A 16,414-nucleotide genomic window follows, 5' to 3' on the forward strand; every position below is an offset into this window, starting at 1 on the left:
ATTATTAACTACTTGTATCAAAAATTTTGTTTGGGCTGTGTAAAAGCTCATTAAAGAAAGTGCTTTTAGCTAAATTTTAATTTCATATACTGACGGATGTTTACTGCGGCTATATATATTTCGTCGGTAACAACAACGCATCTAGGAAGGCCTTTCCTTATACGTGTTGTTTTATTGCTGGTTGTTAATCTTAATGTAGATCAATATTTAACTAACTCAATTTAATGCTTATCACTGCATTCAAATACAAATAAGAATTACTATCTTTTGTATTTGTTGGCGTTATAATATCGCCATCTTTTTTAGCTATGTTTAAAAGGAATTTGCAGTATATGCAGGCCTCTAACCGTCTTTTAGACTTTCCCAAACCCGTATTTTCTATGTTATGGCAATTTATGCAGCGCTTTAACTATGAATTAGCGGTTTTATCGCGTTTTTTTATCGCCATTGTGGGCGGGTATTTTTTTACTGCCGTCAGTGTGTCGCTGTTAAGTGTTGTGGTGCCGGTCTCTAAAGTTGACGCGGTTCTTTTAAGTGTGTCTGCGAGTATTTTAATTTATGCACTGGTGTTTATTTATAGTTTTTATGTTCAGTCGTTAAAAACAGTTTGGATCAGTATTTTACTAAGTATTGCAGTGCAATTTTTTATATTGTCGTTAATGAAGGGATGGTTATGAAAGGGAGTTTTTTTCGCTCAATGACCTGGTTACATACATGGGTAGGTTTACTCGTGTGTTGGTTACTGTATTTAATATTTTTTGCAGGCACCATCAGCTTTTTTAGAGATGAAGTTAGTTTATGGAATCAGCAAAGTATTCATAATATTGAGCAGCAGACAGACCGTATTGGCGCGCAAAAGCAACAAATAATAAGTGGCGTTGAGTATTTAAATACCCAAGCACCTAATGCCCCAAATTGGCGTATAACACTTCCTGAAGAGCGTGTACCCTATTTAACGTATGGTTATGCTAAGCCAAAAGAGCCTGAGCAGCGCAGAGCCTCTTTTGAAAATACCCGTTTAGATCCAAATAATATGCAGCCTTTAGCACCCTTTGTAGATACCCGAGGGGGAAATTTCTTTTATCGCCTGCATTTTGATTTACATTATATTGATGTAAAAACAGCGCGTTGGATTGTGTGCTTTGCAAGCTTGTTTATGCTTATTGCATTGATATCAGGGATAGTAATTCATAAACGAATTTTTAAAGATATGTTTGTTTTTAGAGCTAATAAAGGCAGTCGTAGCTGGTTAGATGTACATAATTTAAGTTCTGTATTTGCCTTACCGTTTCATTTAATGATTATCTATACCGGCATTATTACTCTGATATTCATGATATTTCCCTACCCCGCGCAAACCGTTTATGAAAATGGAATACGTGGTTTTTTCAATGATGTTTCGCCAAGTAGTCCTGTAACAGAATCATTTCAAGGTACTGCACCTTTAGTGCCTATCAATACTGTTTTAGATCAGGTTTATACTAAGTGGCCAGAGGCTGATATAACTCGGGTAATTATTAATAAGCCGAATAAAGCCGCTGCAACTATTATGGTTTTGGTGAGCCCTGGGAAAACATTAAGGGATCAATCACCCCGTTTAATTTTTAGCGGAGCGAGTGGTGAGCTTGTTGCTCAAACTGATGATGAACTCACTGGCAGTAAGGCGCTATATGAATCATTAAACTCAATGCATACTGGGCGTTTAGCAGAACCATTATTACGTGTTTTATATTTTTTAGGCGGCATTGCCGGCTGCATAATGATAGCGACAGGCTGCATAATGTGGGCTAAGCGCTTACGCGAAAGAATGAAAAAAAATACTCAACCATCTTGGGGGCTAAAGCTAGTTGAAGGGTTAAATCTAGGAACATTGATGGGACTACCCTTGGCTACATCGGCTTTCTTTTTGGCTAATCGTTTACTCAGTAAACAGGTTGCTGAGCGCGCGGATAAAGAAATACTCGCTTTCTTTTTAACTTGGCTATGTGTGTTCATCATTGCCTTTGTAAAGCGTGACAAGTTGCAGTGGTGTGTGATGGCTGCCATAAACAGTATTGCTTGCTTTAGTGTGCCACTTGTTAATGCGCTAACAACAGAGGGTAATATAATCAGTTACTTGCGTAACGAGCAGTGGGCATTATTTATGTTTGATAGCCTTTTTCTAGCAATTGGTTTGCTGTTTTTGTTACAAACCGAAAAATTACGTACTGCTCTGCAAGCTAAAAAACCAACTCCAATAAATACTCAGGAGCAAAAAGTATGATTGCCTTGCTTCCTTTTAGTTTATGTTTGGTGGCTTTTAACTGCTTTGCGCTGGCTAAGTTTAATCATTTTAAGGATGTTTTTAATAAGCGCCCCACTCAACAGCAGCGTTTGGTTTTATTGAGTGTTGCTTGGATCAGTATTTTACTAAGTTTGCTGTTATGTATTAACGAATTACAAGGTTATGGTGGTTTGCAGTTTTGTGGCTATATGACGTTAAGTGCTTTAATTGTAATGACTTTTTATAGCTTTTTGGTGAGGTTAACTAAACTTTTTAACTTACTCATATTAGTAATATTGGCCATGAGTACGTTATTTTTTGGTTTAAATGGGCTTTAGTTAGTAAAAACCTGATCCCAAAAAATAGGCTAAATTGCGGAAAAAAATGGCAAGCCATCAGGCTTGCCAATTAAAAAAGGGGGATTGTCATTATGTCTTCACCTGCCTGTCTCTTTGCAGATGCGGCTAATATAGCCTTGCTTTATTTAACTTACCTTACAGTAAGGTGATCGTTTTATTACAGCTAAGGTTATTTATTATACTCTCATGTAAACCCCCTTTACAGCGGTTTTTGATTTACCCAAATAATTTCGTCAGTTGCAAACCCAAGCGCCTTTACTTGGCTTAAAAAGTGCTGCTTAAGCTCTTTGCTTACTGTTGGTGTGCGTGATAAAAACCATAAGTAATCTTTGCTATAACTGGTAATAAAGGCATATTGATAATCAGGTTGGTCGAGCTCAAAAATAATATAGGCACCATAAAACGGCCCAAAAAATGACACTTTAAAATGCCCTGTATCGGTGTTTTCTACAAATTTAGCTAAGCCTTCGGCTTCGTCCCACTGCTGATCTTTGCTAATAAATCCTTTGTTTAATACCTTTACCGTTCCATCATCGTTAATAGAGTAGGTGGCTGTTACTTGTTCCATCCCTTGTTCAAAAGAGTGGTCTAATCGTGCTATCTCATACCACTTGCCTTGGTACTTTTCTAAATCAAAGTTTTTAACAGGGGTTATTCCTTCCGGTGCGCTGGTACAGGCACTGAGTAAAAACATAGCAGTAATAAATAATGCGGTTTTAAAAGCGAGTTTCATGTTGTTTCCTTTTCTTTAGAAATTGCTATAGGATCGCTCTAATACTAAAGCAATTTAAAGAACTTAGCATGAAAATTTGGGTTGATGCTGACGCTTGTCCGGTGGTAATAAAAGAAATTTTATTTAGAGCTGCAGAGCGTACGCATACAGAAACAATACTGGTTGCAAATCATGCCATGCGCATTCCACCATCAAAATTTATTAGCCGACTGCAAGTGTCATCAGGCTTTGATGTGGCTGATGATGAAATAGTTAAACGAGTTGAAAAGGGTGATTTAGTGATCACTGGAGATATTCCGCTAGCTAGCGAAGTGATTGATAACGGCGGCCAAGCGCTTAATCCGCGCGGTGAGCTTTACACCACTGAAAACATTCGCTCCTTACTAAATGTACGCGACTTTATGGATACTATGCGCTCAAGCGGCGTAGAAATGAGTGGTGGGCCGCCTCCACTGAGCCAAAGTGACAGACAAAACTTTGCTAACAACCTTGACCGTATTTTAGCGCAAAATAAGAGTAGTTAAGGTGAGCAGCCAGTTAATAGGGTTAGGTGATGACTCATTTAGAGTTGCTGTGTATGTCGCAAAAGCGCCCCCTATGCCCTACTTTGAAACACTAGAGCAGCTAGAGCCTGTGGTTAGTGGGCAAATAAACAGTATAAATCAGCACTGTGGCAATGGCTGGCGAAAAGTCTTTAATGTGTACGCTAAAGTGTTATTTGCGCTGCCAAGCGAGTATTACTCATTTGCTAAACAAGCAGTGAGCTGGCAAGCATATCGAGATGAGCTGTTGTTACAGCAGCATAGCGGGACTGCATTACTCTTTAGTGCGCCTGTGCTCACTGAGCATAAAAACCAGTTGCACGTTATTGCGGGCAGAACTCACGCTAAAAATTTGATACAACAAGGAAAATTAAACGCCCAACTTGATTGGCTTGATGATGAGTTTGCTATAGATAAAAGCCAGAATATTATTGTGTGCCCCTATTTTGATTATAGGCAGCTGAGTAATATTAAAATTGCCCGTTTGAGTGAATTAGTGGCTCAGCTAAGATAAGCCACTTTCTTTTTTGCTACTGTTACACGACGTGAGTTAGTTTTTGTGCGCTATCAACTAGCATTAGTGAGCCCAAAATAAACAGTACACATGCCGATGCACGCCCAAACTTAAGCGACAATGCGGGATTGTTACTGAGGATTTTTCTGGCACTTATCCCTATTAACCAATACACCAACGCACAGCCTACTAAATGAATTACACTCAGTACCAGCAATTGTTCAGTGATAGAAAACGATAAAGTTGGCAACACAAACTGTGGTAACAAGGCTAAAAATAACAGCATTACTTTAGGGTTTAAACCACTAATAATAAAACCCTTTCTCATCCACTTTAGAGGCGTGTCTGAGGTGTGTTGTTGGCCATCGTTATAGGCAGCAGGCATAGGAGGAAATCGGTACAGTGATGTAGCAATCCAAATTATGTATAAAGCGCCGAACAAGGTTAACAGCTTTATAAAAATAGCATGCGATGCTAATAGCGCACCTAACCCTACCACCACAATTAAACTGGCCATTAAATGCCCAAGTATTAACCCTGACACCGCAGGAACAATTTTATCGCCTGCTATTCCTGCACTAATTGTATAAGCCCAATCTGCACCAGGGGTGAGAACAAACAAAATTGATACCAGCCAAAAAGAAAAAATAATATTAATATCCATAGCGCTACAACCTAAAATAAGTGAGTAGCTATTTTATTTCTTTCTGATGAGTAAAAGTTACTGTATTTTACTAATATAAGCGTTCATTTTAGGAAATAATTAACCATGGATACCATGGATAGGAAAATTCTTGCCGAATTACAAGTTGATGGCAGACTTACCCTCTCTGAATTGGCTGATCGTGTTGGGCTAAGCGTATCGCCCTGTCACCGCCGTGTTAAAGAGCTTGAGAAAAGCAAAGCAATTGTGGGTTACCGCACCGAAATATCACCTGAGAAAGTGGGTTTAAACTTTTCTGCGTTAGTATTTATTACTATTAAAGAGGGCGATAAAGTGTCGTTAAGCAAATTAGAGCAAGCAGTGGATGCTATTCCTCAGATCACCAATGCTCAGCGGCTATTCGGTACACCTGATTACCTGTTACATGTCGTTACTAAAGATTTAGCCGCGTTTCAGCAACTCTACGATGACAAGCTATCAGCCCTACCAGGTGTACAACGTTTAACCTCAACCATTGTGATGAAAGATATTGTAAGAGCGCGTAATTTGCACTTTTAACAGGTTATGTTTTAACACGAAGTTTAAAAAGTTAAGCCGATGACGCTGTAAAGCCTATTATGAAAGGCTTTACAGTTGTATATAAAAATAAAGTATAAATAAAGCTTGTTATAAACTGTATTGCTGTTATTCTGCTTGCCATCGGGTTGATAGAAAGCCCAATTTATTTGTAAGTACCACGTTGTTATTAGTAATAATCCTTCGCGATATCCTCAAGTTAAATGTTTGTTTTCTTCCTGTTAAACGCCTATTTTAAGGCAATTTTTTATTTATTTTTTTAGGATATTATTATGTCTAATACAACTACTGGTACTGTAAAATTTTTCAACGAAGCTAAAGGTTTTGGTTTTATTGAGCAAGAGTCTGGCCCAGACGTTTTCGCACATTTCAGCGCAATCTCAGGCGACGGTTTCAAAACTTTAGCTGAAGGCCAAAAAGTACAGTTCAGCGTAACTCAAGGTCAAAAAGGCCCGCAAGCTGAAAACATCGTTTGCATCTAATTTAAAGGGAGTGGGCTTTAAAGCGCACTCACCACGCTAAACTAACGTTAAGCGATAAAGCTAATATCAATACGATATTAGCTTTTTTTTTGCAAAAAATTTATACCACGTACCCACTAAAACCAAGTGCTTTAAAGTACAGTTTTGGAATGCCAAAGCCACATTCATTAAGTAACTCACTAAAACGCATCCGATCAAGCGGGTAAAACTCACGCTCTAAGTTATGTGCCATTTGCGTTTTTCCTGCTTCACTAAGGCCAAGCTCTTTGCATGTATTAAGTTGTGCCTCTCGTTCAAACGAGGTTTCTGGGCGCATTAAATCAGCAATAAATACTGGTGCAGATTTTTTAAGATTATTTTTAATCCCCTTTAATAACTGCTTCTTATCGCCGTTATCTTCAACAAAATGCATCACCAATAAACATAATACCGCGTCGGCTTTAACTTTTAATTTATCTACTGGTTGGCACTCAATGCTGATACGTGCATCAATACCGTGCTCTATAAAGCGTTGCTTAGCAATGGCTAACATGTCGGCCGAGGTATCTTGAGCGGTAAACTGCCATGTAGAATTAATATTCGCCAGCGCTGCGATTTCTTTACCTGTGCCTGCGCCTACCACTAAAATATGGGCGTTATCAGTTAACGTAGCGCTTAGCTGTGCGTTGGTTAGTTGATGTAATAGCTCGTAACCTGGGACTAAACGGGTAATACGGTTATCATACTCTTGTGCTTCTTCGCCTGTAAAAGTGGGCATACTATTTCCTTAAATTACGTTTATGGTGGAGTATCCACCCGGTTTTTTAGCGACATGAATTTGCGTTGCAACGCGTTCGCTCATTTCACTTACATGTGAAATCACACCGACCTTTCTACCTTGCGCTTGCAGTGAATCTAGCGCGTCCATTGCAATACTGAGTGTTTCACTATCTAGTGTACCAAAGCCTTCGTCAACAAATAACGAGTTAATTTGCACTTTGTTTGAAGATAAAGAGGCCAGCCCTAATGCAAGTGCCAACGATACTAAAAACGATTCTCCCCCAGAGAGTGTGTTTACAGAACGTTGTTCATCGGCCATATCGCGGTCAATAATCGCTATATCAAGTGAATCAGCTATTGCTGTGAGTTCGTAACGCTTATTCAGCGTTTTTAAATGGCTATTAGCATAATGTAGCAATATTTTTAGTGTTTGTGTTTGCGCTAAATTACGCATTGTTTTGCCGGTTGCATCACCGAGCACTTTATTAAGTAAATGCCATTGTTCTACTTGTTGTTTAAGCTTGCTTAGCTCAGCCTGCTTGCCCTCAAGAGCTTTTGCATTTTGGTTGTGCTGCTCGATGGCAGTATTAATCGTAAGTAAGTTATTTTGTAATTGTGTTTGCTGCACAGTTAATTGAGTTTGTTGCTCAATTAACTGTGCTTCGCTGTTTGCTGGCTTATTATTTTGCTGATGCTGCTCATTGGCATTTTGCTGTTGTTTTAGCGCGGCATGAGCATCAACTAATGCTTGAGATAACTGCTCGCTATGCTTTAGCTGCTCTTTAATATCGTCATTACTTATAGCCAGTAGCACCTCGATTTGCTGATGGCTAATATCAGCATAAAGCGCGCTAAATTCTTCAAACCAAGCACTATAGCGTGTTTCAAGTGTGGCTAGCTCTTGGCTGTTATCGGCGAAGCGCTGCTCAAGGTTTTTAAGCGTAATAGCGTGCTCATCGCGCTGTTTTACGGCGCTATCGTGTGCCTGTTGACTCTGATTTAATTCACTCTGGCACTGCTCTACTTGCCTATTCAGCTGAACCTGATAATCATCAGCGCTAATCGTTTGGTTATCGAATAACGCTAAGCGCTGTTGCTGAGTATTGTTGTGTTGTTGCTGTGCTTTAGTTAAATCGTCGTTGAGCGTGCTAATTTGCTGCTCAGCTTTAGTAATAAGGGGAGTTAGTTGCTGCAGCTGTAAATTAGCGCTGTCTAATTGCTTTTGAGTTTGCTCAAGTTGTAGTTGCTGATGTTGATACTGCTCTACTTGCTCACCTAGCTCGCTTAGCGTTAACGCGCCGGTTTGCAATGTTTGCCAAAATTGACTGTTTTCAAAATGAGAATTCAGCTCACTTATAAGTGCTTCGCGTTGGCTGAGCAATTCCTGGTGCTTATTATTAAGCATGGTGAGCTGATTGTTCAGTTCAACATGCTGGGTATTTAATTGTTGCTGAGCAGTCTGTTCTTTTTTAGCCGTGTTTTGCAGTTGGTTAACCGTTTCTTGCAACTGGTTTTGTTGTTTTTGTGCTGAAAAGTACTGCGCTTTTTGCTCGCTTAATTGTTTATGGGTGTCATCAAGCTGCTCAACGCTCAAGTCATTAAGATCTGTTTTAGCCGCTTGCATGGTGTTTTTAATGTCCAACATTTTGGCTTGGGCATCAGCAATCGCTTGGCTTTGCTGCTTATGCTCAGCGACTAAAACAGCATGTTGCGTTTGATGTTGATGTAGCTGGGTTTGTGCATCTAAGTGCTGCTGCTTAGCGCCAGTATAAGTATTTTCAAAGTCGGTTATTAAGTTATTAAAAGGTTGGCTTTGATTGTTTGCAAACGGATGCTCAGTGGCTCCACAAACCGCACATGCCTCATTTGGTAGTAGTTGTGCGCGTAAATGTTCAACATGTTCACTCGCACGCAGCCTTGCTTGATTAAGCGATTGCTCGGCGTGTTTAAGTGCTTGCTCTTGACTGCTTAATTGCGCAAGCAATGTGGTATTAGTTTGTTCACTCTGAGTTAGCTTTTCTGCTGTAGTACTTTGCTGCTGCACTGTGTGCTTTAGTTCTTGATTAAATTGCTTATAACGCGCTCGTTGCTCTTTTAAATAATCAATATTTTTAAGCTGATTATCACACTGCTCAATATTGAATTGCTCTTGCTGTTGGGTGAGCTTATTTAGATTTTTTTGTTCAGTGCTTAGTGCGTGCTCTGCATGTTCTAACTGTTTATTTTGCTCGTTGAGCTTGGTAGCGAGAGTGCTTAGCTGCAAAGTAATAGTTTGCTTTTGTTGCTCGAGTGTTTTTAATTGCGTTGTGGTATTAAAAAACTGCTTAAAGCTGTGATTAAAATAGTTCCAATCAGTGGCCAATGGCTTTAGTTGATTGTTTTCTTGTAACCATTGCTGATGGTGAGTGCTTTGTGTTGTTGCCTGCTCCACGCTGAGATTATTTTGTTGTAGCTGCTGTTGTAACTCGTTTAATTGTTGCTGCTCTTTGGCTTTTTGTTGTGTCAGGCTTGTTATACTTTGCGTAAAAATAGCTAATTGACTGTCGAGCTCACGTGCTTTTGTTATGACTGGTTCAGCTGTTTGTTGTTGTTGTTTTGCTGTTGCTAATTCGCTTTGTTGTTTTTTAACCTTACTTGCTTGTTCATTAATAAGCGCGGCATGATCCAGCGCGTTTAATTCCTTTATTTGCGAATTTAACTGGCTGTTTTGCACCGTTAAGCTTTTAAAGCGTTGGCGATTATCTTTAATTTCAAGCGCACTTTGTGCTTGTTTTGCTTGCTCAGTTTGTGCTTTAACCGCATTTAGTGCATCACTTGCTTGTTGCTCGTTTTGTTGAGCCGCTATTAATGCTTGCTCTAAACTGTGTGCTTGTTTATACCAATTAACACCCTGCTCTGTGCTGGCCAACGTTGTTTTTATGTGTTCAGTTTGTTTTTTAAGTTCATCAAGAGTTTGTTTTTTCTCACTTAGCTCTTCATCAGACAATAACGCATAACTGGCTAAGCTGGCTGTTAGTAATTCAAATTTATCTTTAACTGCTTTATTACGCTCAAATATACGTTGGCCAATTCGACTAAATTTATCGGTGCCAGTAAGGCACTCTAAAAGTTGTGCGCGCTCATCGCCGGTGGCTTTTAAAAAGGCGGCAAACTCATGTTGTGCTAGTAGCACTGCACGGGAGAATTGCTCAAAAGTGAGGCCTATTTTATTTTCAATGGCTTTGATGGTGTTGCTTTTGTCGGCAATTAAGGTTTCATCAGGTAAGCTATGCAAAGTATGCTCTGCCACTTTTAGTTTGCCGGTTACTTTTTTATGCGTGCGTTGAATACTGTAGCGTGCTCTATAAAGTTGCTGATCTTGCCCGCTAAAGTCCACTTCCGCATAGCCTTCCCATTTCCCACGGCGCAATAAATTGCGGGCATCGTTAAGCTTTATGTTGTCGCCGTTAAAATCAATTAGGTTACCTTTGTCGCCTTTCAAACGAGCAGTTTTCGTATAAAGCGCTAAACAAATTGCATCCAGTACGGTGCTTTTTCCCGCGCCAGTGTCACCTGTAATGGCAAATAAACCTGCGTCTTTGAGTGGGGATGCTAAAAAGTCGATTTCGGCATCAGCAATGGAGGCTAAGTTATGAATACGCACGGCGGTTATTTTCATAGTAGCTGCTCCTGTTCAAGTTCATCAATAACGTTGGTTAATAGTGCTTTTAATTCACTGGGAACAGTTTCGCCAGCCATATCTTTGTCGTTATTAAAGGCTTGTTCGAGCAAATTAATTGGGTTGAGCATTTCCACAAAGCTTAAATCCTCAAATACCGTTTCTGAAGAATTATTCACTTGCTGATCGCGTACCCGTTCTATACCACAAAAGTTAACCTGCTTGCCTTTTAGTGCTTGTTCAATTTGTTCACGAAAAGTGGTATCGATATCACTGGATTTTAGCTTTACTCGTAAATATGGCGCTATTTCGTATTGTTGTGTATCGAGTGCTTTTATTTGCTCGCATAGCTTGGCTAAAGGGACGCACTCCCCCTCGGGTAATACAATTACTTCAGCGAGCCTAGGAATGTAAAGGGGGTTTACAGTGGTGCTTAGCGGTTGGTCTTTTTGTACGTTAAACTCAACCACGTTGACTTGATGGGTATATTTCCTTTCTGAAAACGACATTGGAATAGGTGTACCGCTGTAGCGAATGTGCTCATTTTTAGCCACTAACTGCGCTTTGTGTAAATGCCCTAGCGCTACGTAATTGGCATGCTTACCAAATACTGACGCTGAAATGGCTTCTTCACCGCCAATAACTAAGTTACGCTCAGAGTCACCAGAAATATTTCCACCTTTAGCATGCAAGTGACCCATAACAATTAAAGGCGTACTTTCATTGGTAAGCGTTAACGCATGTTCAAGTGCCAGTTGGTAAGCTTTAGCAACGCCTTGTGCGTAACTAGGGCCATTCTCGCTCTGGCTAAGCGTACTTATATCGCTGGTTCGTAAAAACGGCATAGCGATTACTACAGCGTGTTTGTCGTTATTATTAATTGTTATTACTACGTCATTGGGATTGGCGGAATCAAACCGGCCTACAACATGGGTATCAAACTGGGCTAATAAGGGCTGAGCAGCCAAAATACGATTAGCAGAGTCATGATTGCCGGCAATTATGATCACATGTAATTGTGGGCACTGTGCTTTGGCATTTTTTATAAATTGATAGAGTTGGTTTTCGGCGCTAGCACTGGGGGTGGCGGTATGATAAATATCGCCCGCAACAAGCAATAAATCGATTTGTTGGCTAACGAGGGTGGTTAATAACCAAGAGAAAAAAGCATGATGTTCATGACGGCGATCATGTTCATAAAATTGCTGACCTAAGTGCCAGTCTGAAGTGTGAAGAACTTTCATTTTGCGCTCTTAAAAAACCATAAGAGCGCCAATATACCCAAGGCAATTAAAGATGCAAGTATCGCTTTAGGTTAAAGTATACCAAGCAATAAAAATAACTGGCAAAGCAGCAAGCGCAATTGTTAAAGGCCACTTTAATGCCTTCGCTTTTTTGGCCTGTAATACTGCTAGTGCGTTTGTTTCATTACAAGCAGCCACTTTATCAATATACAGGTAGCCTGAGTTAATATACTGCTTACAATTTTGCACGTCTGCAGGTATTGCAATTAGTTTTTGCTGCTTTTTTAGGACATAAAAATCCATAAACTCACCACACTTAATACGACTAGTTAGAACAAAAAATATTTGAGAGAAACACTAAAAAAGTACCCTCAAATTAAAAAAGTGGGCGATTCTAATTACAAACCATAGTAAAGATCAACCTAAAACTGCGTTTTTTAGTATTTTTAATGAAAATAGCTGTGTTTTTTCATTTTATCTCTACTTTTAGTGATACTCAGCCTATTTTGTAAACCCCCTTTACAGCTTAGTTTTTTATGTAAATTGCTAAACAATTTAGTTAAATGTTGTTGTGTAAAACCGTGTTTTTTATATTTACATAAAGGTGTGGAATATCACCCTATAAAAGTAGGGTTTTATCGCTATTTTATTGAAGCTTAGCTGTAAATTTGTCACAGTAGCGTCACTAAAATCGATCAGGATTAACAATGAAGAAAAATTTATTTACATTGAGTGCATTTGTATTGCCTTTGGCAATGGCGAGCTCTGTGATGGCCTCATCTGTTGAACAGACTAAAGGCAGTTATGTTGATAAGTTTCGTCAACTAGACGAAGCTTTGCCTACCCCTAATGTTTACCGCAGTGCCGCAGGTGCACCAGCAGAAAATTACTGGCAACAACAGGTTGATTACGATATTGATGTAAAGCTTGATGAGCAAAAGCGTCGTTTAACGGGGAGTCAAACAATTGAATATAAAAATAACTCACCGCATACGCTTAAATATTTATGGCTTCAACTTGACCAAAACATTTTTAAAAATGACTCGATAGCAGAAACCACGCAAACTTTTAAAAGTACCCTACAAAACGAGCCTGATGCTAAGCCTGCTAAATTAAGTTTAGGTGATTTACGTCGTCAGCAGTTTATGAACGACAATGAGCTAGGTTACACCATTAGCAATGTTAAAGATGAAGATGGTAAAGCGCTGCGTGTAACGGTTGTTGATACTCTAATGCGTATAGATTTAAACACGCCACTAAAGCCCGGTAAAGATGTTGAGTTTAGTATGGACTTCGCGTTTAACCTAGTTGAAGAAGATGCGGTAGGTGCACGTGCAGGTTATGAGCACTTTGAAGAAGACGGTAACGATATTTTCTTAGTGGCACAGTGGTTCCCTCGTTTAGCTGCGTATACTGATTACGAAGCATGGACCAACAAGCCATTTTTAGGCAGTGGTGAATTCACCTTAGAATTTGGCGACTACGACGTTGAAATTACGGTTCCTGCAGATCATATTGTATCGGCAACCGGTAAGCTTGATAACCCAAGCTCTGTTTTAACTAGTACTCAGCGCAAGCGTTTAAAAAAAGCTGAAACAGCAAAACGTCCTGTATTTGTAGTTACTGAAGAAGAAGCGCTCGAAAACGAAAAAGCCGGTACAGACAAAACAAAAACGTGGCACTTTAAAGCTGAAAATGTTCGTGATTTTGCATGGGCGTCGTCACGTAAATTTATGTGGGATGCTAAAGGTTACCAACAAGGGGGGAATGAGCAACCATTGGTTATGGCGATGTCGTTTTTCCCTAAAGAAGGTGGCGATTTATGGAAGAAATATTCAACGGAATCTGTGGTGCATACCATGGAAGTGTATTCAAAATATTCATTTGATTACCCATACCCAACTGCACAGTCAGTTAATGGCCCAGTAGGGGGTATGGAATACCCAATGATCACCTTTAATGGTCCACGTACAGATTTACAAGACGATGGCACACGTACTTATTCTCAAGCAGAAAAGCGCTTTTTAATCGGGGTTGTTATCCACGAAGTGGGGCATATTTATTTCCCTATGATTGTAAACTCAGATGAGCGTCAGTGGACCTGGATGGATGAAGGTTTAAATAGCTTTTTAGATGGTGTTGCTGGACGTGAATGGGATCCGACCATTCCTTGGGGTGTTGAGCCACGTGATATTGTGGCGTACATGAAGTCTGAAACTCAAGTGCCTATTATGACGCAATCAGACAGTGTGCTTCGTTTAGGGCCTAATGCTTATACTAAACCAGCTGCTGCATTAAATATTTTACGTGAAGTTATTCTTGGTCGTGAATTATTTGATTTTGCGTTTAAAGAGTATGCTCAGCGCTGGAAATATAAGCGTCCTACTCCGGCTGATTTTTTCCGTACTATGGAAGAAGCGTCAGGTGTTGATTTAGATTGGTTCTGGCGTGGTTGGTTTTACACTACAGACCATGTTGATATCTCGCTTGATAAAGTATATCAATTACGGTTAGACACCAAAAACCCTGATATCGACTTTAAGCGTTTACGTGATATTGAAGCGAATAAGCCAAGTTCATTATTTGTTGAGCGTAATCGCGCTGAAGGTAAAAAAACCTGGGTTGAGAAAAACCCAGATGTAACCGATTTTTATGACGAAAACGATCGCTTTACGGTTACTAATAAAGAACGTAATTCGTACAACAAATTTTTAAAAGGTTTAAAACCGTGGGAGCGTAAAACACTCGATCGCGCACTAGAAGAAGACAAAAACTACTATGTTATGGAGTTTTCAAATTTAGGCGGCCTTGTGATGCCGATTCTTTTAGAGCTAACTTATGAAGATGGCACTAAAGAAGAGCGTTACATTCCCGCAGAAATTTGGCGTCGTAACCACAAAAATGTACAAAAGCTGATTATTACCGACAAAAACAAACCGCTGACATCAGTAACGGTCGATCCAGGCTGGGAAACGGCGGATGTGAATGTAGAAAATAATCACTACCCTCGTCGTATTATTCCTTCACGTATTGAAGTGTACAAACGTGAAAAGAGTAAGGCAAAAGTAAGCCGCGATATCATGCAAGATATTAAAACTGAGCTGAAAAAAGACGAGCCAAAAGACGAAAAAAATAACGATGAGGATCAATAATAATGCGCTTTTTGCTTATTATTGTTTGCTTTTTAATTGCTGCGCCGAGTATGGCGCATCAATTAAAATCATCTGTTACAACGATGTTATTTAATCAGCGCACGCACAATATTGAATTGATGCATCGTTTTTACTTACATGACACAGAGCATGCTGTTGGCAGTTTATTTAAAGGCAAGGTGGATATTATTGATAACAAGCGTGACCAAAAACGCTTTGCTAAATATGTTGAGTCTCATGTTGCTTTGCAAACCTTAGAGGGTGAACCACTTACGCTTAATTATGTAGGTGCACAAGTGGATGGTAAGTTCTTTTGGGTATACCAAGAAGCCACGATCCCCGATGAGATTGAAGGCATTAGAATGAGTAATGGCGCACTGCGCGATTTATGGCCTGCGCAAGTCAATATGGTAAATGTTGAGGGGCGAGGAAAAGTAAAAACATTAAACTTTAGTCAAGACGATACATGGCTTGAAGCACGATTTGAAACTAACTAACCCACTGCGCATCTTTTCTTAGGTGCGCATTTTTATACTGTTAGGTTAGCTGATCGCGTTAACTTACCTCATCGTAAAACCAACATAACAGAATCATACAAACCGAACTAATGTGTATCAAATGAGCTATACTGAGAGCGTAATGGATTAAGTTTTTTGTAATTGTCAATTGATATACATTTTTAATGTAAAGCAAATCCGCAAACTAGTTAGCACAAGGAATGAAATGAAAACGCAAATTGAGGCAATCAAAGGTGTTATTTTTGATTTAGACGGAACCTTAGTATCATCAGAATTAAACTTTTCATTAATTAAGGCACAAGTAGGTTGCCCAGCAGATCAAGACCTACTCGAGTATATAGAACAATTACCCTCGCCCTACATGCGTGAAGAAGCAATGAATATAGTGCATCAGCATGAGCTACTTGACGCACAAAACGCGAGTTTTTTACCTGGTGTTGTTGAAGCTGTCAATGCTCTGCAAGCAAAGAATATCCCCATGGCTATTGTAACGCGTAATTTTGATAAAGCGGCTTCATTGAAACTTCAGCATAATCCGTTGCCAATCGAAACGGTACTCACCCGAACCGACGCTCCTGCTAAACCCGATCCAAGTGCCTTACTAACGATTGCAAGCCAATGGGCAATGCCAGTTGATAATGTTATTTACGTTGGTGATTATTTATATGACATACAAGCGGCCCATAATGCAAAAATGCGAGCCTGTTTATATGCCCCCGATTTAACCCCCGCGTATGCTGAGCAAGCCGACTTTGTTATTCATGGGTTTGATGAATTAGTGTCGTTAGTTGAAAGTTACGCTGAAAAGATTGGGGTCTGTTGACCTTTCAAGGTTGAATTTGCAGCAGTCTGTTTGGTATTTAGGCAAGGCAGAGCCTATGTGGTGTGGTTACTCCCCATAAATAGGCGATAACGCAGCAGCAATGCCAAACAGGCGCTGCCCGAAGGGT

General features: G+C 39.7%; 16 protein-coding genes. 10 read left to right on the forward strand and 6 right to left on the reverse strand.

Annotated elements, in window-relative coordinates; translation table 11 throughout:
* The first annotated feature begins 332 nt into the window (after nucleotides 1–332).
* Genes CWB76_RS07035 through CWB76_RS07045 form a run of 3 tightly spaced genes read left to right on the forward strand, consistent with a single transcriptional unit; the run spans nucleotide 333 to nucleotide 2,601 of the window.
* The gene (locus CWB76_RS07035) at nucleotides 333–677 is read left to right on the forward strand and encodes a hypothetical protein (RefSeq protein WP_054201497.1); all 345 of its coding nucleotides are present in this window, start codon (nucleotides 333–335) and stop codon (nucleotides 675–677) included.
* A complete protein-coding gene (locus tag CWB76_RS07040) occupies nucleotides 674–2,263 on the forward strand; it encodes a PepSY-associated TM helix domain-containing protein (protein WP_138606439.1) in 1,590 nt (529 codons plus the stop codon). The genes CWB76_RS07035 and CWB76_RS07040 overlap by 4 nt, the downstream gene beginning before the upstream one ends.
* A complete protein-coding gene (locus CWB76_RS07045; protein WP_010388721.1) occupies nucleotides 2,260–2,601 on the forward strand; it encodes a DUF3325 domain-containing protein in 342 nt (113 codons plus the stop codon). Before CWB76_RS07040 ends, CWB76_RS07045 begins: the two co-directional genes overlap by 4 nt.
* A 220-nt stretch (nucleotides 2,602–2,821) precedes the next feature.
* Here CWB76_RS07045 and CWB76_RS07050 read toward each other — a convergent pair whose 3' ends face one another.
* Nucleotides 2,822–3,355 (reverse strand): lipocalin family protein, encoded by a 534-nt coding sequence (locus CWB76_RS07050; RefSeq protein ID WP_138606440.1) that lies wholly within the window; start codon nucleotides 3,353–3,355, stop codon nucleotides 2,822–2,824.
* A 68-nt stretch (nucleotides 3,356–3,423) separates the two neighbouring features.
* Between CWB76_RS07050 and CWB76_RS07055 the strand changes: the two genes are divergently transcribed.
* A complete protein-coding gene (locus CWB76_RS07055; RefSeq protein WP_138606442.1) occupies nucleotides 3,424–3,879 on the forward strand; it encodes a YaiI/YqxD family protein in 456 nt (151 codons plus the stop codon).
* A gap of 1 nt (nucleotide 3,880) precedes the next feature.
* Nucleotides 3,881–4,411: a DUF6942 family protein gene (locus tag CWB76_RS07060; RefSeq protein ID WP_138606444.1), complete on the forward strand. Its 531-nt coding sequence runs from the start codon at nucleotides 3,881–3,883 to the stop codon at nucleotides 4,409–4,411.
* A 22-nt stretch (nucleotides 4,412–4,433) separates the two neighbouring features.
* Here the strand turns inward: CWB76_RS07060 and CWB76_RS07065 are convergent, their stop codons facing one another.
* The gene (locus tag CWB76_RS07065; RefSeq protein WP_055012637.1) at nucleotides 4,434–5,075 is read right to left on the reverse strand and encodes a LysE family translocator; all 642 of its coding nucleotides are present in this window, start codon (nucleotides 5,073–5,075) and stop codon (nucleotides 4,434–4,436) included.
* A 114-nt stretch (nucleotides 5,076–5,189) separates the two neighbouring features.
* Here CWB76_RS07065 and CWB76_RS07070 point away from each other — a divergent pair, with 114 nt between their 5' ends.
* Together CWB76_RS07070 and CWB76_RS07075 are read left to right on the forward strand one after the other, a co-directional pair.
* On the forward strand, nucleotides 5,190–5,633 hold the full coding sequence (locus tag CWB76_RS07070; protein WP_226916194.1) for an Lrp/AsnC family transcriptional regulator: 444 nt from the start codon (nucleotides 5,190–5,192) through the stop codon (nucleotides 5,631–5,633).
* 290 nt (nucleotides 5,634–5,923) lie between these two features.
* The gene (locus tag CWB76_RS07075; protein ID WP_008110773.1) at nucleotides 5,924–6,133 is read left to right on the forward strand and encodes a cold-shock protein; all 210 of its coding nucleotides are present in this window, start codon (nucleotides 5,924–5,926) and stop codon (nucleotides 6,131–6,133) included.
* A 100-nt stretch (nucleotides 6,134–6,233) separates the two neighbouring features.
* Here the strand turns inward: CWB76_RS07075 and CWB76_RS07080 are convergent, their stop codons facing one another.
* The 4 genes from CWB76_RS07080 to CWB76_RS07095 all read right to left on the reverse strand — a co-directional run bounded on the left by CWB76_RS07080 (nucleotide 6,234) and on the right by CWB76_RS07095 (nucleotide 12,097).
* Nucleotides 6,234–6,890, reverse strand: coding sequence for a class I SAM-dependent methyltransferase (locus CWB76_RS07080; RefSeq protein ID WP_138606446.1), 657 nt, complete (start codon nucleotides 6,888–6,890; stop codon nucleotides 6,234–6,236).
* 9 nt (nucleotides 6,891–6,899) lie between these two features.
* Complete coding sequence (locus tag CWB76_RS07085) at nucleotides 6,900–10,550, reverse strand: SbcC/MukB-like Walker B domain-containing protein (RefSeq protein WP_138606448.1); 3,651 nt, start codon at nucleotides 10,548–10,550, stop codon at nucleotides 6,900–6,902.
* Complete coding sequence (locus CWB76_RS07090) at nucleotides 10,547–11,794, reverse strand: exonuclease SbcCD subunit D C-terminal domain-containing protein (protein ID WP_138606450.1); 1,248 nt, start codon at nucleotides 11,792–11,794, stop codon at nucleotides 10,547–10,549. The genes CWB76_RS07085 and CWB76_RS07090 overlap by 4 nt, the downstream gene beginning before the upstream one ends.
* 66 nt (nucleotides 11,795–11,860) lie before the next feature.
* Nucleotides 11,861–12,097, reverse strand: a complete 237-nt coding sequence (locus CWB76_RS07095) for a hypothetical protein (RefSeq protein ID WP_010388711.1) — start codon at nucleotides 12,095–12,097, stop codon at nucleotides 11,861–11,863.
* A gap of 404 nt (nucleotides 12,098–12,501) precedes the next feature.
* On the opposite strand from CWB76_RS07095, the gene CWB76_RS07100 reads away from it, so the two are divergent.
* The 3 genes from CWB76_RS07100 (at nucleotide 12,502) to CWB76_RS07110 (ending at nucleotide 16,287) form a co-directional block, all read left to right on the forward strand.
* Nucleotides 12,502–14,946, forward strand: coding sequence for a M1 family metallopeptidase (locus tag CWB76_RS07100; protein WP_138606452.1), 2,445 nt, complete (start codon nucleotides 12,502–12,504; stop codon nucleotides 14,944–14,946).
* Between the two features lie 2 nt (nucleotides 14,947–14,948).
* Entirely contained in the window at nucleotides 14,949–15,443 is a 495-nt protein-coding gene (locus CWB76_RS07105; RefSeq protein WP_138606453.1) for a DUF6702 family protein, read from the forward strand.
* A 226-nt stretch (nucleotides 15,444–15,669) separates the two neighbouring features.
* Nucleotides 15,670–16,287, forward strand: coding sequence for an HAD family hydrolase (locus CWB76_RS07110; RefSeq protein WP_138606455.1), 618 nt, complete (start codon nucleotides 15,670–15,672; stop codon nucleotides 16,285–16,287).
* The last annotated feature ends 127 nt before the right edge of the window (nucleotides 16,288–16,414 follow it).

Source organism: Pseudoalteromonas sp. S1609, from assembly GCF_005887255.1.
In the GTDB taxonomy this organism is placed as follows: domain Bacteria; phylum Pseudomonadota; class Gammaproteobacteria; order Enterobacterales; family Alteromonadaceae; genus Pseudoalteromonas.